This window comes from Sphingobium sp. TomTYG73, from assembly GCF_055394245.1.
Genome location: NZ_AP027339.1, coordinates 2,410,209 through 2,428,382, shown reverse-complemented (window position 1 = coordinate 2,428,382; position 18,174 = coordinate 2,410,209). Strand labels below are relative to the sequence as shown.

Genomic DNA, 18,174 nt, shown 5'->3' with positions numbered 1-18,174 from the left:
GGGCGGACGCATCCCGGACACGCTGGTGAGCGGCAGTGCATGGCACTGGCCGTCTTTTTTGCGTCTCGGGGGCTATCGAATCGGCCGAAGTCCTTCTAGGGCTCGGCCCGGACGCTTTGAGATGGGGTGGCGCCAACCGCCCCGTGGAGCAGGAGTACAGATTACCATGGCACGTATTGCGGGTGTTAACATCCCGACCAACAAGCGCGTGATCATCGCGCTCACCTACATCCACGGCATCGGCCGCAAGACCGCCGTCGACCTCGCCGACAAGCTGGGCATCGATCACAGCCGCCGCGTTCAGGACCTGTCGGACGCCGAAGTCCTGCAGATCCGCGAAGCCATCGACGCCGACCTCACCGTTGAAGGTGACCTGCGTCGTGAAACCGCGATGAACATCAAGCGCCTGATGGATCTGGCCTGCTATCGCGGCCTGCGTCACCGCAAGGGTCTGCCGGTTCGCGGCCAGCGCACGCACACCAATGCGCGCACTCGCAAGGGCAAGGCTAAGCCGATCGCCGGCAAGAAGAAGTAATCGTTGAGGGTCAACCTTTCGGCATGGCCCTCCGGTGACTTCCGCTTTCAACGATTTCAGTAGGATAGAGCAACATGGCACGCGAACCCCAGCGCATTAAGCGGCGCGAGCGCAAGAACATCTCGGCCGGCGTCGCGCACGTCAACGCCAGCTTCAACAACACGATGGTCACCATCACCGATGCCCAGGGCAATGCGATCAGCTGGTCCTCGGCCGGCATGATGGGCTTCAAGGGCAGCCGCAAGTCGACCCCGTACGCCGCGCAGGTTTGCGCCGAAGACGCGGGCCGCAAGGCTGCGGAACATGGCGTGCGCACCCTGGAAGTCGAAGTAAAGGGTCCCGGTTCAGGCCGTGAATCGGCTCTGCGCGCCTTGCAGGCCGTCGGTTTCCACATCACCTCGATCCGCGACGTGACGCCGATCCCGCACAATGGCGTGCGTCCTTCCAAGCGCCGCCGCGTCTAACCGCTGCGCTTGAGTTTTCCGGGCGGCGGACGCGCCGCCCGCTAACCCATCTACATCGCCGAGCGGTCCTGTCGGGTTCAGGATTTCAAACGTTCCGGCCTATCCCCAGGGGAAATACATGACTGTCAACATGAAGAACTGGCAGGAATTGAAGAAGCCCAACAGCCTTGAGATCAAGGCGACGGGCGACGGCAAGCGGAAGGCGACTTTCGTTGCCGAACCGTTGGAGCGTGGTTTCGGCCTGACGCTTGGCAACGCGCTGCGCCGGGTTCTTCTGTCCTCGCTCCAGGGCGCGGCGGTCACCTCGATCAAGATCGAGAACGTGCTCCACGAATTCTCGTCGCTGGCCGGCGTGCGTGAAGATGTGACGGACATTGTCCTCAACATCAAGCAGGTTGCGCTCCGCATGGAAGGCGACGGTCCCCGCCGCCTGCAGCTGTCCGCGACTGGCCCGGGCGAAGTGCGCGCCGGTGACATCACCACCGTGGGCGACATCGAAGTGATGAACCCCGACCTGGTGATCTGCCACCTGGACCAGGGTGCGACGCTGAACATGGAACTGACCGCTGACGTCGGCAAGGGCTATGTCCCCGCCGTCGCCAACCGTCCGGCGGACGCCCCGATCGGCCTGATCCCGATCGACGCGCTCTATTCGCCGGTGCGTCAGGTTGCCTACAAGGTCGACAATACCCGCGTCGGCCAGGAACTGGACTATGACAAGCTGTCGCTGACCGTCGAGACCGACGGCACCGTCACGCCGGAAGACGCGGTGGCCTATGCTGCCCGCATCCTGCAGGACCAGTTGCAGCTGTTCGTTCACTTCGAAGACGCGCTGCCCGTGGCCGCTCCGGCTGCTGGCACCGCTGCGGCTGCTGCCGCCGAGGGCGAGAGCGACACCAACCAGATCAACCGCTACCTGCTCAAGAAGGTGGACGAACTGGAACTGTCGGTTCGCAGCGCAAACTGCCTCAAGAACGACAACATCATCTACATCGGCGATCTGGTCCAGAAGACCGAAGCCGAGATGCTGCGCACCCCCAATTTCGGCCGCAAGTCGCTGAACGAAATCAAGGAAGTGCTGTCGTCCATGGGCCTGCGTCTGGGCATGGACATCCCCGGCTGGCCGCCGGAAAATATCGAGGAAATGGCCAAGAAGCTCGAACAAGAGCTGCTTGGGTAAGCGTCATCCCAGCGAAAGCTGGGATCTCGTGCCTCATGGCAAAACATCGGGCCTGAGACCCCAGCTTTCGCTGGGGTGACGGTCCAATCTAGGTGGAATGGGCGACGACCTCTAACGGTCGCCTGGTCTGGGGTACCTGAAACGGCCCCTTAACGAACGGAAGGAAAGAGATATGCGTCATAAGGTTGGTCATCGTAAGCTGCAGCGCAGCGCCGGGCATCGTAACTCGCTGCTCCGCAACCTCGCGGCTTCGCTCATCAAGCATGAGCAGATCCTGACGACCACGCCCAAGGCGAAGGAACTGCGTCCCTACGTCGAAAAGCTGATCACCCTCGCCAAGAAGGGTGGCCTGTCGAACCGCCGTCTGGCCCACGCCCGCCTGCAGGACGACACGCAGCTGATCAAGCTGTTCGAAGTTCTGGCCGAGCGTTACAAGGATCGCAACGGCGGCTACACCCGCGTGATCAAGGCTGGCATCCGCGCTTCGGACGCTGCGCCGATCTCGATCATCGAGCTGGTCGACCGCGACGTCGATGCGAAGGGCAAGGATTCAGGTCCGGTCCAGAACGCCGACGCGGACGAGCTGGAAGCGGCCTGATCAAGGCAAGGCGCTCCTTTTAGGGGCCGCCGGATAAATCGAAACAGGCTGCGGCTCGATGGAGCTGCGGCCTGATTTGTTTTTGCGCTGTCTACCTCTGCCTCGACGATGCCCCGGCCACGTTCAGCCGTGCGACAGCCGATCGAGCCTAGACACGTCCCGCAGCTGACAAGGAGTGATGGGATGACCGGCAAGGCGGGTTGGATGAGGGGAGCGATGCTGGGCGTGGCGGCACTGGTGCCCGGCAGCGTGGTCCACGCACAGACGCAGCCGGATTATGGCTATCCTGGCGCGAACGACCGGCAGGCGCAGGATGATCCTTATGCGGATGACGATGTGACCGGCGGCGAGGAGCGGGGCAGCCAGGCGCAGGCGCAGCAGCGGGCTGACGATGATTTTTCCGATGTAACGGGCGGGATGGATGAGCAGGCCGGTTCCCCTTCGCGCGGTCAAGCTTATGCCCGTCCGGGCGAGCGGGCTGAAGACGCGCGGGTCGACCGGGAGCGCGAGGAGGCGATCACCGAATGCGCGGTCGCGGCCCGTGACGAGGCAGAGCGGGACGGCGGCTTTGCCGAGGTACGGCAGGTGCAGGAGCCGGTGGAGACGCGCGGGCGCTATCAGGTCGAGGGCGACATCGACGCCCGTTCCAGCTGGCGGTCGGAGGACGGCCGGACGCTGCATTTCACCTGTTCTGTGCAGAATGGCCGGATCGCCAATCTTCAGTTTCCCCGGAACCCGGCGGCGCGATAGCCGGGGCCGGAGCAAACCCCTTTTTTTCGGTCAGCGAAGCCGCTAGGAGGTCGGGCTTCGTCATGGCGTGATTGAACCGAGAGCGTCAGGAGAGTCCCCGATCCAATGCATGCGCTGAGCTGGTGGCGTCTTCTGCTTTTGAAGGCTTAAGGCCGTCGCAGCGCGAGGAGCCATCATGTCCCCGCCGCCCGTCCCGCCCCGTACCGCCGCCATCGCGTTCATCCTCCTGACGGCGATGCTCGACGTCATGTCGATGGGCATCGTCATCCCGGTCGTGCCGCAACTGATCGAGGAGCTGACCGGATCGACCACGGGCACGGGCTTGTGGAACGGTCTGCTCGTCGCGCTGTGGGCGGTGATGCAGTTCCTGTGTTCGCCGATCATTGGATCGCTGTCCGATCGCTTCGGGCGGCGGCCGGTGATCCTGATTTCCGTTGCCGGGCTGGCGCTGGATTTCCTGCTGATGGCGCTCGCGCCCAATCTGTGGTGGCTGGCGCTGGGGCGGATATTGGCGGGGGTTACGTCGTCGAGCTTCACGTCGACCTTCGCCTATATGGCCGACATCATGCCGCCCGAGAAGCGCGCGCGAGGCTATGGGCTGATCGGCGCGGCGTTCAGCGGTGGGTTCGTCGCCGGGCCGCTGCTGGGCGGCATGCTGGGGGAGATTTCCGTGCGGGCGCCTTTCTGGGCGGCGGCGGGTTTTTCCGCCCTCGCCTTCCTCTATGGCCTCGTCATATTGCCTGAGTCGCTGGCGCCGGAAAAGCGGATGGCCTTTTCGTGGAAGCGGGCCAATCCGTTCGGCGCGCTGAAACTGCTCAGGTCGCATCCCGAATTATCGAGCCTCGCCACCGTCAACTTCCTGCTCCATTTCGCGCATCACCTGTTTTCGGCGGTGTTCGTTCTTTATGCGGGCGATCGTTATGGCTGGGGGCCTTGGCAGGTCGGCACATTGTTCGCGCTGGTCGGGGTACTGGACATGAGCGTGCAGGGACTGCTTGTCGGGCCAATGGCCAAGCGACTGGGCGATCGGCGGACGATGATCATCGGACTTTCCTTTGGCGCGCTGGGGTTGGCGGCCATGGGCCTGGCGTCCACGGAGGCATTGTTCATCGCGGCCGTGTTCCCCAATGCGCTGTGGGGGCTTGCCATGCCAACGATCCAGTCGCTGATGACGCAACGCGTTTCGGAGTCCGAGCAAGGGCAGTTGCAGGGCGCGAACAACAGCGTCGGATCGATCGCCGGGGTTCTGTCACCGATCTTCTTTGGCGCTGTATACAGCTTGTCGGTGGGCGAGCGGCCGGTGTTGCCCTTCATCGGTAGCCCGTTCCTGATCGCCGCAGCGGTTCTGGCGGGCGCGGCGCTGCTCGGCTGGGCGGCGGGGCGGGCGCAGCACGTCCCTTCGCTGGACAAGCGAGGCCAAGCGCACTAACCGCGCCCCATCCCATTTCTCTCGGCTCATAAAGGCGATTCGATGACGCTGCCCCTTCAGGATTCCATCCTTATCGTGGACTTCGGCAGCCAGGTGACGCAGCTGATCGCGCGCCGCGTGCGCGAGGCGGGCGTCTATTCCGAGATCGCCCCCTTCAACAGCGCCGACGCCGCGTTCAAGCGGATGCAGCCCAAGGGCATCATCCTGTCGGGCGGTCCTTCGTCGGTGATGTGGGAGGACAGTCCGCGCGCGCCGCAGAGCTTCTTTGACGCGGGCATACCGATCCTGGGCATCTGCTATGGCCAGCAGACGATGATGCAGCAGATGGGCGGCAATGTCGAAGGCGGCGAAAGCGGCGAGTTCGGTCGGGCCTTCATCGAAATCAAGAAGCGTTGCGCCCTGTTCGATGGCCTGTGGGCCGAGGGCGAGCGGCATCAGGTGTGGATGAGCCATGGCGACAAGGTGACGCAGCTGGCTCCGGGCTTTGAAGTGGTGGCGGTGAGCGAGGGTGCGCCCTTTGCCATGACGGCGAACGAGGAAAAGCGCTTCTACGCCACGCAATTCCATCCCGAGGTGGTGCACACGCCCGACGGCGGCAAGCTGATCGCCAATTTCGCGCGCCATGTCTGCGGCCTGAAGGGCGACTGGACCATGGCGGAATTCCGCGCGACCAAGATCGCCGAAATCCGCGAACAGGTCGGCGACGGCAAGGTGATCTGCGGCCTGTCCGGCGGTGTCGACAGCGCGGTGGCCGCCGTGCTGATCCACGAAGCGATCGGCGACCAGCTGACCTGCGTGTTCGTCGATCATGGCCTGATGCGCAGTGGCGAGGCCGAGCAGGTCGTGTCGCTGTTCCGGGGCAGCTATAATATTCCGCTGGTCCATGTGAACGCGGAGACGCTGTTCATGAAGGGGCTGGAAGGCGTCACTGACCCCGAAGCCAAGCGCAAGTTCATCGGCAAGACCTTCATCGACGTGTTCGAGGATGAGGCGAAGAAGATCGGCGGCGCGGCTTTCCTGGCGCAGGGAACGCTCTATCCGGACGTCATCGAGAGCGTGAGCTTTACCGGCGGGCCTTCGGTGACGATCAAGAGCCACCATAATGTCGGCGGCCTGCCCGATCGTATGAACATGAAGCTGGTCGAGCCGCTGCGCGAACTGTTCAAGGACGAGGTGCGCGCGCTGGGTCGTGAATTGGGGCTGCCGGAGATTTTCGTCGGCCGCCACCCCTTCCCTGGTCCGGGCCTTGCCATTCGCATTCCCGGCGAGGTGAACAAGGAACGGTGCGACATCCTGCGCAAGGCTGACGCGGTATATCTGGAGGAGATCCGTAACGCGGGTCTCTATGACGCGATCTGGCAGGCCTTCGCCGTGCTGCTGCCAGTGCGGACGGTGGGCGTAATGGGCGACCATCGCACTTATGACAGCGTCTGCGCGCTTCGGGCGGTGACATCGACCGACGGCATGACGGCGGATATCTATCCGTTCGATGCCGCGTTCCTGAGCCGGGTGGCGACGCGGATCATCAATGAAGTCAAGGGCATCAACCGGGTATGCTATGACTTTACGTCCAAGCCGCCGGGGACGATCGAGTGGGAATAGACCGGATTGAATGACCGTCCGGGGGACGGTCATCCGGTTTATTCGGCACCGTAAGGTGCCGTGCGTTACAGGCTGACGGTTCAGCGATATCGCTTCTTCCCTCCGCTCGTTGGGCGTGGAGAAGGGAAGGGCTTCGACAGGCTCAGCCCGAACGAGGGAAATGCTGAATCCCGCGCTAGAGCGCGCGCTATACTCGGGCGGTTGCAGGCTTTAGGCTGACGCGATGACCAGCGCGCTCCTTGGCCATCCCGTCTATCGGGACATGCCCGCCACGATCTTCGAGAAAATGTCGGCCCGCGCGCGGGATACGGGGGCGATCAACCTCGGCCAGGGCTTTCCCGATGCGCAGGGGCCGGAGGACATATTGCGCGCCGCCGCCGACGCCCTGATGACCCGGTCCAACCAATATCCGCCAAGCGGTGGTCTGCCGGAATTGCGATCGGCAGTGGCGGCGCATTATGGGCGGCATCAGGGGCTGGCGTTAACCCCGGAAGAGATCATCATCACCTCCGGCGCGACCGAGGCGATTGCGGCCAGCCTGTTTGCGCTGGTGCAGCCGGGGGACGAGGTGCTGTTGCTGGCGCCGCTTTACGATGCCTATCTGCCTTTGGTGGAGCGCGCGGGCGGGGTGGCGCGGGTGATCAGGCTGACGCCGCCAGACTGGCGCGTGACGCGCGAGGTACTGGAAGCGGCGGTGGGGCCGCGCACGCGCCTGCTCATCCTCAACAACCCGCTCAATCCCAGCGGCAGCGTGATGGACGAGGCGGCGTTGGCCATGCTGGCGGCCTTTTGCGTGGAGCATGACCTGATCGCCATTTGCGACGAGGTGTGGGAGCATGTGACGTTCGATGGCCGGATGCATCAACCGTTGATGGGGTTTCCCGGCATGGCCGAACGCACGGTGAAGATCGGATCGGCGGGCAAGATCTTTTCGGTCACCGGCTGGAAGATTGGCTGGATGTGCGCGGCGCCGCCGGTGGCGAGGCTGTTGGGGCGAGCGCACCAGTTTCTGACCTTTACAACCGCGCCTAATCTGCAATGGGCCGTGGCGGAGGGGCTGGCCAAGCCGGATGCGTGGTTTGCGGACATGCGGGCGGGTTATCAGGCTTCGCGTGACCGGCTGGTCGAGGGCTTGCGGCGGGCGGGCTATGACGTGCAGGCGAGTGCGGGCACCTGGTTCGTGACGGTCGATCTGGCCACCTCCGGGATCGCGCTCGACGATGTCGGCTTTTGCGAACGGATCATCGACGAAGCGGGCGTGGCGGCCATCCCGATATCGGCATTTTATCCGGACGCGGCGGTCACGCATCTGGTGCGGCTTTGCTTTTCCAAAAGCGATGCGGTGATCGATGAGGCGGTCGCGCGGCTTGGCCGTTTTCGCCTTATGCTCGGGTGAGGCGCAACTAGCGCTTGCGGCACCGTGCAGCGGCCGCTAGGTTCACCTTTCGTTCCACGGGGGATCATTAATGGACAGCCTTGCCATCATCCTCAGTCTGGCCGCCCTGATAGCAGGGTTGGCGCTGGGCTGGCTGTTGCGTGGGAAGGCAGTGGCGCCGCTGGCGGCGGAAAAGGCCGAGCTTGTTGCGAAGCTGGCGCAGGCGGAAGCGCAGCGCAACGGCGCGTTGCAGGAACTTGTGGTGGCGCAGGAGCGGGCGGCGCAGGCGGGCGTCCTCGCGCAGCGGCTGGAGGATGAGCGGGCGGCGCGGGGCCTTGCCGAGCGGGAATTGGCGGCGCTGCAATCCGACACGCAGGCACGGGCCGAGGCTTTCGAGGCGCAGATCGTGGCGCTGAAGGATGCGAAGGAGCAGTTGTCGGCGCAGTTCAGCGAGATTGGCGGCAAATTGCTGCATCAGGCGCAGAGCCATTTCCTGGAGCGGGCGGACCAGCGGCTGGCGCAGGCGCATGAGAAGAGCGAGGCGCAGCTCAAGCAATTGCTGCATCCGGTCAACGAGACGATCCAGCGGTACGACCAGAAGATCAGCCAGATCGAACAGCAGCGCACCGAGGCTTACGGCATCTTGCGCGGTGAGATTGAATCGATGAAATCGGGGCAGGAAGCCGTGCGCGCGGAAGCGCAGCGGCTGGTCGATTCGCTGCGCCATGCGCCCAAGGCGCGCGGCCGCTGGGGCGAGCAGCAGTTGCGCAACGTGCTGGAGACGTGCGGGCTGTCCGAACATGTCGATTTCCGCACCGAGGTGAGCGTCGAGGGTGAGGATAGGCGGTTGCGGCCTGACGCGATCGTACGGATTCCGGGCGGCCGCGCTCTGGTGATCGACGCCAAGGTGTCTTTGAACGCCTATCAGGATGCTTATAGCGCGGAGGGCGAGGAGGAGCGCAAGCGGCTGCTGTCCGCCCATGCCGCCGCGATGCGCGCGCATGTCGAGACGCTGGGGCGCAAAAGCTATGCCGACCAGTTCGATGAAGCGCCGGATTATGTCATCATGTTCGTGCCGGGCGAGCATTTCCTGTCGGCGGCGCTGGAGCATGATCCGCAGCTTTGGGATCACGCCTTCGGCAAGCGGGTGCTGCTGGCGACGCCGACCAACCTCATCGCCATCGCCCGCACGGTCGCGGCGGTGTGGCGGCAGGAGAAGATGGCCGACGAAGCCAAGCGGATCGGCGCGCTGGGCAAGGAGCTGTATGAACGGCTGGCGGCTGCGGCGGGGTCGCTCAAGAAGCTGGGCAACCGGCTGACCGGGGCGGTGAGCGATTATAACAGCTTCGTCGGCAGCTTCGAGGGACGCGTGCTGGTGACCGGGCGAAAGCTGCGTGACCTCAATATCGAGACGGGCGGGCGCGAGCTGGAGGAGCTTGAGCCGGTCGAGGCGCTGGTGCGCGAGCCTGCTTCGCCCGAGGCGGTGCGGGCTTTGCCCGAGGCCGTGGCCGACGCGGCGGAGTGAGACTTTGTCGGCCGGGGCCTGTTGGTTCCGGTTATCGTGAACAAGTGGCCGACACCGGCTGACAAGGGTGCGGCAGGCTTTCCCAGCGCGATTGGAGCATGATCCAATCAGGCTGAATCGGATCATGCTCCATTTGTCTTCTTTCCCGCATTTTCCGGGCCAGCGGATGATGCCATCCGCTTTGAAAAAGCTTTAGACGCCTTTGCTATCGTTCCTGATGGGTTGGTAAACCATGGGGATGCGTCTCGCGGTCAATGCCGCTGACGGCTCGCCGGACATCCGGGCTGCGCCGCCATTGCCCGCTCTCGGAGACGGGGGGTCGGTCATCCCACCGCCCGGAATTGCCATGTTGGTCAAGGCTCTTTCGGGACAGAATGCCTCTGATCCGTATCCAAATGCGTCGCGCTTCTGCCCCCTTTGAACCGGGGGCGCCACTGGCCTGACCCAGGTCCCTATGGCAATAATATCGGCAACATCGTGGACGATAATGGACAGCAAGTAACGCCCGTTTCGCCGCCCAATGCCGCGAACGGGATGAGCTTATCTGCATGCCCCGAAGGAGCAGTAAGTGATGATCAACCAGTCTGACGCCACCGCCCGTGGCGCCATTGCATCCCAGGCGTCGCTGCGCGATTATCTTTCGATCGCGCGCTTCGACCATATGACGAAGCATGTCTTCATCATTCCGGGTATCGTGTTGGCCTATGCTGTCCACCACAACGCGGCACATCTTTCGATCGACCGGCTGCTATTGGGGTTTGCGAGCGCCATCCTGATCGCATCGGCCAATTATGTGATCAACGAGTGGCTGGATCGGGAATTTGATGCCTTTCATCCGGTCAAGTCGCAGCGCACGGCGGTCCATCAGGCGCTTTCCCCGACGCTGGTCTATGCCGAATATCTCGCCTTGCTGCTGCTCGGGCTGTTGCTCGGCTACCAGTTGGGGCAGTTGTTCTTCGTCGCTTCGGTGGCGTTCGGGCTGTCGGGCATCACCTATAATGTCGAGCCGATCCGGACGAAGGACAAGGTCTACCTGGATGTCATCAGCGAGTCGGTGAACAATCCGATCCGTCTGGTGCTGGGCTGGGCCATGGTGGACCCGACCGCCCTGCCCCCGGCCAGCCTGTTCATCGCCTATTGGGCAGGGGGCGCGTTCCTGATGGGCGCCAAGCGGCTGAGCGAATATCGCGATGTCGTGGCGGATCAGGGCGTCGAGATGCTGCACCGCTATCGCAAGTCGTTCCGCAGCTATACGAGCGAGAACCTGACCGTATCCTGCTTTCTCTATGCCATGCTGTCGGCCTTTTTCATTGCGGTGTTCCTGATCAAATATCGTCTTGAATATATCATCGCCTTTCCCTTCATCGCGGGCCTGTTCGCCATCTATATGTGGCTGGCATTGCGGCAGGGATCGGTGGCGCAGCGGCCGGAACGGCTGTTCCGTTCGCGCCGCCTGCTCGCCGCGACCGGCCTTGCCGTGTTGGCGGTGGTGGTCGCCACCTTTGTCGACCTGCCATGGCTGAGTTCGCTGTCGCAGCCCTATCTCATCAAGGTCGGTTGATCGGGTCCGGCATGGCGGCGCAGTCCATCCCGATCGATTGGAGCACGATCGACCTCGTCATCTTCGACATGGATGGCACGCTCTATGATCAAAGGCGGCTGCGCGCGCGGATGCTGGCCGCCCTGCTGCGGGACGCGATCGCTCAACGAAGTCTGGACACGCTGCTGACGCTGCGTTCCTTCCGCCGTTGTCGCGAGGCGCTGGCCGAAGGGTCGCAGGATTTCCTGGCCGATCAATACAGCATTCCGGCGGCCGAGAGGGGCTGCACCCCCGAAGAGGTGCGCGGGCTGGTCGGTGAATGGATGGAAGAGCGGCCGCTGTCCATGCTTGCCGCCTGCCGCCGTCCGGGTATCCAGCAGCTGTTCCAGGCGATAGCGCGCGAGGGTAAGCGGATCGCGATCTTTTCGGATTATCCCGCGGTCGCGAAACTTGCGGCGCTGGACCTGACCGCCGACTATATCGTCGCGGCCACTGATCCCGACGTTGGCCGTCCCAAGCCCGATCCGGCAGGTCTTGAGAAGCTGTTGCGCCTGTCGGGTGTCGCAGCCGATCGCGCGGTGCTGATCGGCGATCGGGTCGAACGGGATTGGGCGGTGGCCGCGCGGTTGAACATGCGCGCGCTGATCCTGTCGCGGGGCGCCTCGGGCGAGGTCGAGCGGTTCCGTTCCTTCGGCGACGCGCTGTTCCAGCCGCTGCTCATGAAAATGGCGTGCTGATGGTCCCCTCGCGGGGACCGGGAGTCAGAGACGGGACGCCTGTTCGAGGGTCCCGGAAAGCTGTTCCGGTTTGTCCGTCGGGGAGAGGGAGAGGCCGATCAGCACCACGCCGAAGACAATGGACGCAACGCCGACAAGCTTGGTGGTCGATATGGATTCACCAAGGATGAAATAGCTCGACGCCACGGTGATCACGAGGCCCAGCCCGATGAAGGGATAGGCGGTAGAGAGATCGACGCGCGCCAGAACCAGCAGCCATATGAGCGCGCTCAGCACAAAGCAGCTCAGGCCGAGGATGACCAGACGCGAGGTCGCGATCACCATCGCCGTGCGGAACAGCGATTGGTCCGGCTGGGCCAGAGCGCTCTGCACCGCCGCGCTCGACATGCCGAGCTTCAGGATCAACTGCGCCGCCGCAGACAGGAAGACGCTTGCCAGAACCAGTCCGAGGAGCATTGCCTTTGCCATAAATCGCCTTTCCTTTTCGCCACCGCTGATGCCTTACGAATGTTCGGGAAATGCCGCGATCGGGGCGGAGGATTTTGCCGCACCACCCACCGGACGGTTCGGGGTATCTGATGCCGCGCCCAGTCGCGACCGTGCCATGCTCTCCACAGCGCCGAGCAGGAACAACGGCATCGAGAACATCACTATCCGGCCGACATTATATTGGACGTCCAGCGCCAGGGCGAACAGGAACAAGGCGATGACGCCGCCGATGTCGCAAAGATAGACCATGGGGTCACGGCTCTGCCGAATCGCGGTCCACCACAGGATGATCACGACGATCGGGGGCCAAAGATTCTGATAGGCACCCTTCATGCCGAAAAGATGGCGGATCGAACCGATCATCCCCGAAACATAGGTGCCGGGGTCCCGTTGATTGTCGAGGCCCGGCATGGCGAGGGTAAGGACCGTCGCCGCATAGGCTGCCAGCGCGACGGCGGCAACGCATGCCATGACGAAATAGACCTTGCGATGCTCCACCACGAACAGCATGCGGAGGCTCGCGCCAAAGAAGGCGATCAGGGCCACCTTTTCATTGACGATTGTCCCGAGGATGACGGCGGCGGCGAAGATGGCGATCCTGCGCTCTATCATCGCAATGGCCGCGATTACGAGCGGCAGCGTCGCTACGCCGTCGGCGGAGCCCATGCCGAGATAGCGCGTCAGCAACAGGAAGATGAGGGTGGCGGAAAAGGCCCAGCCCACCGAAACATTGCGCCAGAAGGCGAGATAGAGGCCGACAATGCACGCGGATATTGCCGCATAGGCCGCGTTGGCCGCGCACATTGCCTGCAAGGCTCTCACATATTCCGGCTGCATCACGACGGGTGCGTGGTGGATGCCCTGACCCGAAAACAGGATGACCGGCAGCTGGTAGAAGGGTGCGGCGAGGATTACCGAACCGATGCGATAGACGTGCGGGCTGGGTGGGATCTTCCCGCCCGGTTCGCCCAGCACCCACAGCAGATAGCGCGAATAGTCATCATAGGACATGGTGCCATAATAGACGGTTCGGTAGACCTCGAAGAACATGGGCAGGACAAGCGCCACGAGCATGGTGGCCATGAATATCGGCGCGAGGTAGGTTCCGCCGCGCAGTTCCTTAGAGTGCATTTCCAAGGCCATCCCCCACCATCCTCAGTTCAGCGCCGCCGTGGAGATCATCGGCCGGGACAGGTTGATCGTGATGGCGCGCTGGGCACGGCGGACGGTCACGAAACTTTCCCATGGCTTTGATCCATCCCGATTTTCTACAGGAGCCCCACTGGGTCCACACTTGCGATTTCGGAGAAGGGCCACTCCTTGGGGGGATCGCTTTTCCTCCCCGGATAGGTCCGGAATAGTTGTTTCGATTTGCGGCACTTTGGTGATCATCGGGGCATGAAATCGGCGCGAGAAACAGGCATGGCCGGGGAAATGGTGCCCGACAGGCACATGGGGCGACATCCCTTGCCCGCGGGTGGTGAGCCGTCGATGCGCGCCTGGGCCGTGCCGAAAGCGGTCGCCCTATTGCTGGCGATCATGCCCGTTGTCGCAGAGGCACGGACCCTGGAAGCCTTTCCCGGAGCGGTGGGCTATGGCCGGTTCACCCAAGGCGGTCGCGGCGGCGCGATCATAGCGGTGACGAGCCTGGCCGATAGCGGGCCGGGAACGTTGCGCGCCTGCATCGATTCGCGGGGGCCGCGCACATGCGTTTTCCGGGTCGGCGGGGTCATCCGCTGGACGACCGAGCGGCCGGTGATCCGCAATCCCTATATCACGATCGCGGGGCAGACGGCGCCCGGTGGCGGCATATTGATCACGCATGCGGGCGGCCGATACGGTCTGACGCCCCTTGTCGCCAAAAATACGCATGATGTCATCATTCGCCACATCAGGGTGCGGCTGGACAACCGGGGGGACACGCGCGCTTCCGACAGCGGGATCATCTTCGAAAAAAGCAGCAACGTCATCATCGACCATGTCAGCGTGTCGTGGTCGGAGGATGAAACCGTCGGCGGTCAGGGGCAGAACGACAATATAACGATATCCAATTCCATCCTTGCCGAGGGATTGCGCAGGCATGACAAATGCGCGCTTCTGAGCAGCGATGCCACAGGCAGCCAGAAATTGACGTTTCTCGGCAATATCTGCGCCCATAACGGCGACAGGAATCCCGACGTCAACTTCTTCCCCGGTTCCTGCGTCGATGTGGTCAACAACCTGATCTACAATGCGCGTTCCGATTTCGTCGAAGTTTGGGAACAGCATGGCGGAAGCCCGGTCAATATCGTGGGAAACTACTTCAAGTCGGGACCCAATATGGTGCCCGGGCGATACATCATCGCGCGCCAGTCGGTGAATTCGACCGGCCGCGCGCAGATATATGAGGCGGGCAATTATATTGATGGCAGGATCGTCCGGGAGCCGCCGCCCTATGTGCGCGAAGCGATGGTGCAGACGCCGTCCTGTCCCATTGGCGCCCCGGTCATCGACGCCAGGCAGGCCTATCATCGCGCGCTGACGACAGCCGGGGCCTTTCCCCGCGATACGGTGGACACACGGATCGTGAAGGAGGTGAGGCAGGGCACTGGCAAGATCCGCCATGAGCCCGGCATCCTTCCCGAGATAGCCGATGGAACGCCTTATGCGGATTCCGACGGAGACGGCATGTCCGACCAATGGGAAAAGGCGAACGGCACCGACGCGACCAGAAACGACGCCTGGGAAGATGCGAACCGCGACGGGTGGAGCAATCTCGACGAATTTCTGGATTATGCGCATCGCCAGGCGCTGGCGGGCTCCAGCCTCGCGGAAAGACAGGAAGATCAAGACAAACCCCGGACTGTTACGGCGTGGGTGGTCGCTCTGACCGTCGCCGCGCTCGCTGGGCTGGGCGGCCTTTTGAGAGCGGCGATGATGTGAAGCCCTCCCCCGCCCTTCCCGCCATTGCATACACCACCAATCTCTCCTAAAGGCAGGCCGTCATCTGGGGAGTAGCCAGCCGTTCGCTTGGTCGAACGGGCCGTATGTCAACATATTTGGCCGAGAGGCCGTGGCATGCGGGATATGGGAGGCCAAGGCGAACGCCTTGAGCGGGCCGTATCGGGCGAGACCAATGGCATCGGCTCTTCCCTGTCCGGCCGGGCGGGAAGAGGCGGTGGCATTGCGTCTTCAACCCTACGCCCGGCCCCGGATATAATATCGATGGACGCTCTCTTCACCTCTACCGCATTGGTCGCGCTCGCCGAGATGGGCGACAAGACGCAGTTGCTGGCCATGCTGCTCGCCACCCGCTTTCGAAAGCCGGTGCCGATCATACTCGGCATCCTGTTCGCCACGATGGCCAATCATTTCCTGGCGGCGCTGGTCGGTCATTCGATCGCGGGCGTGCTGACGCAGCCATGGTTCCGCTATGCCGTGGCGGCGAGCTTCATCGCGATGGCGGGATGGACGCTGATCCCCGACAAGATCGATGAGGACGAGCCGCTAAAGGCTCCTTCGAAGGCGGGCGTGTTCGTGACGACGTTGATCGCCTTCTTCCTGGTGGAGATGGGCGACAAGACGCAGGTCGCCACCGTGGCGCTGGGCGCACAGTTCGACAATGTGCTGGCGGTGACGGCGGGCACGACGCTGGGCATGATGATCGCCAATGTGCCTGCGGTGCTGTTTGGCGAAGCGCTGGCGAAGAAGGTGCCGATGCGCGCGTTGCAGATGGGCGCGGCGCTGCTGTTCCTCGGCCTTGGGCTGTGGATGATCGCGGACCTGCAAGGCTGGATCGGTTAAAAAAGGAACAGGGACCGCCGCCCGGCTGTTGTCAGCGGGCGGCGGCTGTTGCAAGGGGAGCTAAGTCATTTTCCCCAAGCAGGACAGGCATGGAACGCGTGATGAAGGACAATCTGGTTACGGTGTTCGGCGGCGGCGGCTTCCTTGGCCGACAGGTCGCCCAGGCCCTGATGGAACGCGGCGCGCGGGTGCGCATAGCGCAGCGCGACCTGGCGAGCGCCTTTCGCATCCAGCCTCTGGGCGCGTTGGGGCAAAAGCAACTTATTGCGGCCGATATTCGGAATGCGCAGAGCGTCGCTCGGGCGATCGCAGGGAGCGATATCGTCATCAATCTGGTCGGCGTGCTGAGCGGCGACCTGGAAGGATCGCATCATGACGGCGCGGCCAATGTAGCGAAGGCCGCGGCGGAAGCCGGGGTCAAGGCGCTGGTCCATGTGTCGGCCATCGGCGCGGATGCGGAGAGCCCTTCGGCCTATGGACGGTCCAAGGCTGCGGGCGAGGTGGCGGTTCGGGCAGCTTTCCCTGCCGCGACCATCATTCGTCCGTCCATCATTTTTGGGCCGGAAGATCAGTTCCTCAACCGCTTCGCCGAGCTGATCAGCCGCCTGCCGGTGGTTCCGGTGATCGGCGCCGATACGAAATTCCAGCCGGTCTATGTCGCCGACGTCGCGCAGGCGATCGTCAATGCGGCGGCGGACCCCGGCCTTCATGGCGGCAAGACATTCGAACTGGGCGGCCCGCGACAGCTCAGCATGATGGAGCTGAACAGCTGGATCGCCAAGGCCATTGGTCGCAATCGCAGCCTGATCGCGGTGCCTGCGCCGATCGCATCGACCATCGCGAGCTTTGGCTGGCTGCCGGGCGCGCCGATCACGCGGGACCAATATGCGATGTTGCAGAAGGACAATATCGTGTCGGCGGGCAAGCCGGGTCTTGCTGAGTTGGGCGTGTCACCCACGCCGATGGAGGCGATCGCCGATAGCTGGCTGGTCCGCTACCGCCGCCATGGCCGCTTCGCCGGGCGCGTAAAGGCCTGACCTGAGCGCGCGAGCCATCGCCGCCTGCCAGCTGTCGATGGAATGACGGGATGGCGCGGCGATGAGCGTTGCCGTGCATTGCACGCGCGTCCCGCATCTGCACAATAAGCGCGATCTTTCCTCCGCCGGGTTCCGCGCGGATTTCCCTTTCCAGTTCAAGGACCAGAGCCGCCCATGGACCTCCATTTTCTGACGGTCATCCTGCTTGGCATCGTCGAGGGGCTGACCGAATTCCTGCCCGTGTCCTCCACCGGGCACCTGATATTGGCGAGCGAACTGCTGGGTTATGACGCGGCGACCTGGGCGATGTTCAACGTCATCATCCAGCTGGGTGCGATCCTGGCGGTGGTGGTGCTGTACTGGCGGACGTTCTGGGCGGTGGCGATGGGGCTGCTGCGCAAGGAACCGACGAGCTGGCGGTTCTTGCGCAATTTGCTAGTCGCTTTCTTGCCGTCCGTGGTCATCGGGCTGGCGATGCATGATTATATCGAGGTGCTGCTGGGCGCGCCGCAGGTCGTCGCCTGGGCGCTGATCATCGGCGGCATCGCCATTTTGGCGATCGAGCGGATAGCGAAGGATAACCGCTTTCACGGCATAGCCGACATCCCGTTGGCGCGGGTTATCGGCATCGGGTTCATCCAGTGCATCTCCATGATCCCGGGGGTCAGCCGGTCGGGCGCGACGATCATGGGCGCGCTGGCGCTGGGGGTTGAGCGGCGCACGGCGGCGGAGTTCAGCTTCTTTCTGGCTATCCCGACGATGCTGGGCGCATCGACGCTGGAGCTGCTGAAAAAGGGTAGCGACGTGACCTCCGCCACGGTGGGCTGGGGCAGCATCGCCTTGGGTCTTGTCGTGTCTTTCATCGTCGCGCTGCTGGTTATCCGGTGGTTCGTCGGCTTGGTTTCTCGCCAGGGTTTTGTCCCCTTTGCCTGGTATCGGATCATCGCTGGGACGGGCGCGCTCATATGGTTGTGGTTAAGGTAGGGCCGAATCGGTCATAGATTTAGCCTTACCGATCGCCCGTTCGATCAAGCGTGTTGGAAATAGTCTCAGTTTAGGTCAGCCAGCATGACCTTTATGCTCGAATCCGCGTGACTTTGGCGGTTTTTCTGCTATGTGAGCCCTGAATA

Annotated in this window: 17 protein-coding genes and 1 riboswitch; of the genes, 15 read left to right on the top strand and 2 right to left on the bottom strand. The window is 63.3% G+C overall.

From position 1 onward, the window contains the following. The first annotated feature begins 166 nt into the window (after window positions 1-166). The 11 genes from rpsM to ACZ5TH_RS12145 all read left to right on the top strand — a co-directional run bounded on the left by rpsM (window position 167) and on the right by ACZ5TH_RS12145 (window position 11,735). Entirely contained in the window at window positions 167-535 is a 369-nt protein-coding gene (gene rpsM / locus ACZ5TH_RS12195) for a 30S ribosomal protein S13 (protein WP_007707977.1), read from the top strand. Between the two features lie 74 nt (window positions 536-609). After that, window positions 610-999 (top strand): 30S ribosomal protein S11, encoded by a 390-nt coding sequence (rpsK, locus tag ACZ5TH_RS12190; protein ID WP_004208752.1) that lies wholly within the window; start codon window positions 610-612, stop codon window positions 997-999. Window positions 1,000-1,117: 118 nt separating this feature from the next. After that, on the top strand, window positions 1,118-2,179 hold the full coding sequence (locus ACZ5TH_RS12185; protein WP_449470787.1) for a DNA-directed RNA polymerase subunit alpha: 1,062 nt from the start codon (window positions 1,118-1,120) through the stop codon (window positions 2,177-2,179). 172 nt (window positions 2,180-2,351) lie between these two features. Next, window positions 2,352-2,777 (top strand): 50S ribosomal protein L17, encoded by a 426-nt coding sequence (gene rplQ, locus ACZ5TH_RS12180; RefSeq protein WP_449470786.1) that lies wholly within the window; start codon window positions 2,352-2,354, stop codon window positions 2,775-2,777. 183 nt (window positions 2,778-2,960) lie between these two features. Continuing rightward, window positions 2,961-3,527 carry a hypothetical protein gene (locus tag ACZ5TH_RS12175; protein WP_464794082.1) on the top strand — a complete coding sequence of 189 codons (567 nt, stop codon included), beginning with the start codon at window positions 2,961-2,963 and terminating at the stop codon, window positions 3,525-3,527. Between the two features lie 175 nt (window positions 3,528-3,702). Continuing rightward, window positions 3,703-4,956, top strand: a complete 1,254-nt coding sequence (locus ACZ5TH_RS12170) for a TCR/Tet family MFS transporter (protein ID WP_464794081.1) — start codon at window positions 3,703-3,705, stop codon at window positions 4,954-4,956. A gap of 42 nt (window positions 4,957-4,998) precedes the next feature. Further along, window positions 4,999-6,558, top strand: a complete 1,560-nt coding sequence (gene guaA, locus ACZ5TH_RS12165; protein WP_460987176.1) for a glutamine-hydrolyzing GMP synthase — start codon at window positions 4,999-5,001, stop codon at window positions 6,556-6,558. 223 nt (window positions 6,559-6,781) lie between these two features. Continuing rightward, a complete protein-coding gene (locus ACZ5TH_RS12160) occupies window positions 6,782-7,954 on the top strand; it encodes an aminotransferase (protein ID WP_464794080.1) in 1,173 nt (390 codons plus the stop codon). A 70-nt stretch (window positions 7,955-8,024) separates the two neighbouring features. After that, complete coding sequence (gene rmuC, locus ACZ5TH_RS12155) at window positions 8,025-9,458, top strand: DNA recombination protein RmuC (protein ID WP_464794079.1); 1,434 nt, start codon at window positions 8,025-8,027, stop codon at window positions 9,456-9,458. Window positions 9,459-10,029: 571 nt separating this feature from the next. Further along, entirely contained in the window at window positions 10,030-11,019 is a 990-nt protein-coding gene (locus ACZ5TH_RS12150; protein ID WP_464794078.1) for a UbiA family prenyltransferase, read from the top strand. Continuing rightward, window positions 10,974-11,735: an HAD family hydrolase gene (locus tag ACZ5TH_RS12145; protein ID WP_464794077.1), complete on the top strand. Its 762-nt coding sequence runs from the start codon at window positions 10,974-10,976 to the stop codon at window positions 11,733-11,735. The genes ACZ5TH_RS12150 and ACZ5TH_RS12145 overlap by 46 nt, the downstream gene beginning before the upstream one ends. A gap of 24 nt (window positions 11,736-11,759) precedes the next feature. On the opposite strand, the gene ACZ5TH_RS12140 is transcribed toward ACZ5TH_RS12145, so the two are convergent. Then, window positions 11,760-12,203, bottom strand: a complete 444-nt coding sequence (locus ACZ5TH_RS12140; protein WP_464794076.1) for a DMT family transporter — start codon at window positions 12,201-12,203, stop codon at window positions 11,760-11,762. Between the two features lie 33 nt (window positions 12,204-12,236). Further along, complete coding sequence (locus ACZ5TH_RS12135; RefSeq protein WP_464794075.1) at window positions 12,237-13,367, bottom strand: hypothetical protein; 1,131 nt, start codon at window positions 13,365-13,367, stop codon at window positions 12,237-12,239. A gap of 279 nt (window positions 13,368-13,646) precedes the next feature. Here ACZ5TH_RS12135 and ACZ5TH_RS12130 point away from each other — a divergent pair, with 279 nt between their 5' ends. The 4 genes from ACZ5TH_RS12130 to ACZ5TH_RS12115 all read left to right on the top strand — a co-directional run bounded on the left by ACZ5TH_RS12130 (window position 13,647) and on the right by ACZ5TH_RS12115 (window position 18,028). Beyond that, the gene (locus ACZ5TH_RS12130; RefSeq protein ID WP_464794074.1) at window positions 13,647-15,146 is read left to right on the top strand and encodes a pectate lyase family protein; all 1,500 of its coding nucleotides are present in this window, start codon (window positions 13,647-13,649) and stop codon (window positions 15,144-15,146) included. Window positions 15,147-15,199: 53 nt separating this feature from the next. After that, window positions 15,200-15,328: riboswitch (yybP-ykoY riboswitch) on the top strand. A gap of 100 nt (window positions 15,329-15,428) precedes the next feature. Beyond that, window positions 15,429-16,007 carry a TMEM165/GDT1 family protein gene (locus ACZ5TH_RS12125; RefSeq protein ID WP_464795110.1) on the top strand — a complete coding sequence of 193 codons (579 nt, stop codon included), beginning with the start codon at window positions 15,429-15,431 and terminating at the stop codon, window positions 16,005-16,007. Window positions 16,008-16,096: 89 nt separating this feature from the next. Beyond that, window positions 16,097-17,044, top strand: coding sequence for a complex I NDUFA9 subunit family protein (locus ACZ5TH_RS12120; protein ID WP_464794073.1), 948 nt, complete (start codon window positions 16,097-16,099; stop codon window positions 17,042-17,044). Window positions 17,045-17,218: 174 nt separating this feature from the next. Beyond that, on the top strand, window positions 17,219-18,028 hold the full coding sequence (locus tag ACZ5TH_RS12115) for an undecaprenyl-diphosphate phosphatase (RefSeq protein ID WP_464794072.1): 810 nt from the start codon (window positions 17,219-17,221) through the stop codon (window positions 18,026-18,028). The last annotated feature ends 146 nt before the right edge of the window (window positions 18,029-18,174 follow it).

Excerpts from the sequence above, each read along its gene's own strand:
- rpsM (WP_007707977.1), top strand. The coding sequence starts at position 167 with ATGGCACGTATTGCGGGTGTTAACATCCCGACCAACAAGCGCGTGATC.
- rpsK (WP_004208752.1), top strand. The coding sequence starts at position 610 with ATGGCACGCGAACCCCAGCGCATTAAGCGGCGCGAGCGCAAGAACATC.
- ACZ5TH_RS12185 (WP_449470787.1), top strand. The coding sequence starts at position 1,118 with ATGACTGTCAACATGAAGAACTGGCAGGAATTGAAGAAGCCCAACAGC.
- rplQ (WP_449470786.1), top strand. The coding sequence starts at position 2,352 with ATGCGTCATAAGGTTGGTCATCGTAAGCTGCAGCGCAGCGCCGGGCAT.
- ACZ5TH_RS12175 (WP_464794082.1), top strand. The coding sequence starts at position 2,961 with ATGACCGGCAAGGCGGGTTGGATGAGGGGAGCGATGCTGGGCGTGGCG.
- ACZ5TH_RS12170 (WP_464794081.1), top strand. The coding sequence starts at position 3,703 with ATGTCCCCGCCGCCCGTCCCGCCCCGTACCGCCGCCATCGCGTTCATC.
- guaA (WP_460987176.1), top strand. The coding sequence starts at position 4,999 with ATGACGCTGCCCCTTCAGGATTCCATCCTTATCGTGGACTTCGGCAGC.
- ACZ5TH_RS12160 (WP_464794080.1), top strand. The coding sequence starts at position 6,782 with ATGACCAGCGCGCTCCTTGGCCATCCCGTCTATCGGGACATGCCCGCC.
- rmuC (WP_464794079.1), top strand. The coding sequence starts at position 8,025 with ATGGACAGCCTTGCCATCATCCTCAGTCTGGCCGCCCTGATAGCAGGG.
- ACZ5TH_RS12150 (WP_464794078.1), top strand. The coding sequence starts at position 10,030 with ATGATCAACCAGTCTGACGCCACCGCCCGTGGCGCCATTGCATCCCAG.
- ACZ5TH_RS12145 (WP_464794077.1), top strand. The coding sequence starts at position 10,974 with ATGGCTGAGTTCGCTGTCGCAGCCCTATCTCATCAAGGTCGGTTGATC.
- ACZ5TH_RS12140 (WP_464794076.1), bottom strand. The coding sequence starts at position 12,203 with ATGGCAAAGGCAATGCTCCTCGGACTGGTTCTGGCAAGCGTCTTCCTG.
- ACZ5TH_RS12135 (WP_464794075.1), bottom strand. The coding sequence starts at position 13,367 with ATGGCCTTGGAAATGCACTCTAAGGAACTGCGCGGCGGAACCTACCTC.
- ACZ5TH_RS12130 (WP_464794074.1), top strand. The coding sequence starts at position 13,647 with ATGGCCGGGGAAATGGTGCCCGACAGGCACATGGGGCGACATCCCTTG.
- ACZ5TH_RS12125 (WP_464795110.1), top strand. The coding sequence starts at position 15,429 with ATGGACGCTCTCTTCACCTCTACCGCATTGGTCGCGCTCGCCGAGATG.
- ACZ5TH_RS12120 (WP_464794073.1), top strand. The coding sequence starts at position 16,097 with ATGGAACGCGTGATGAAGGACAATCTGGTTACGGTGTTCGGCGGCGGC.
- ACZ5TH_RS12115 (WP_464794072.1), top strand. The coding sequence starts at position 17,219 with ATGGACCTCCATTTTCTGACGGTCATCCTGCTTGGCATCGTCGAGGGG.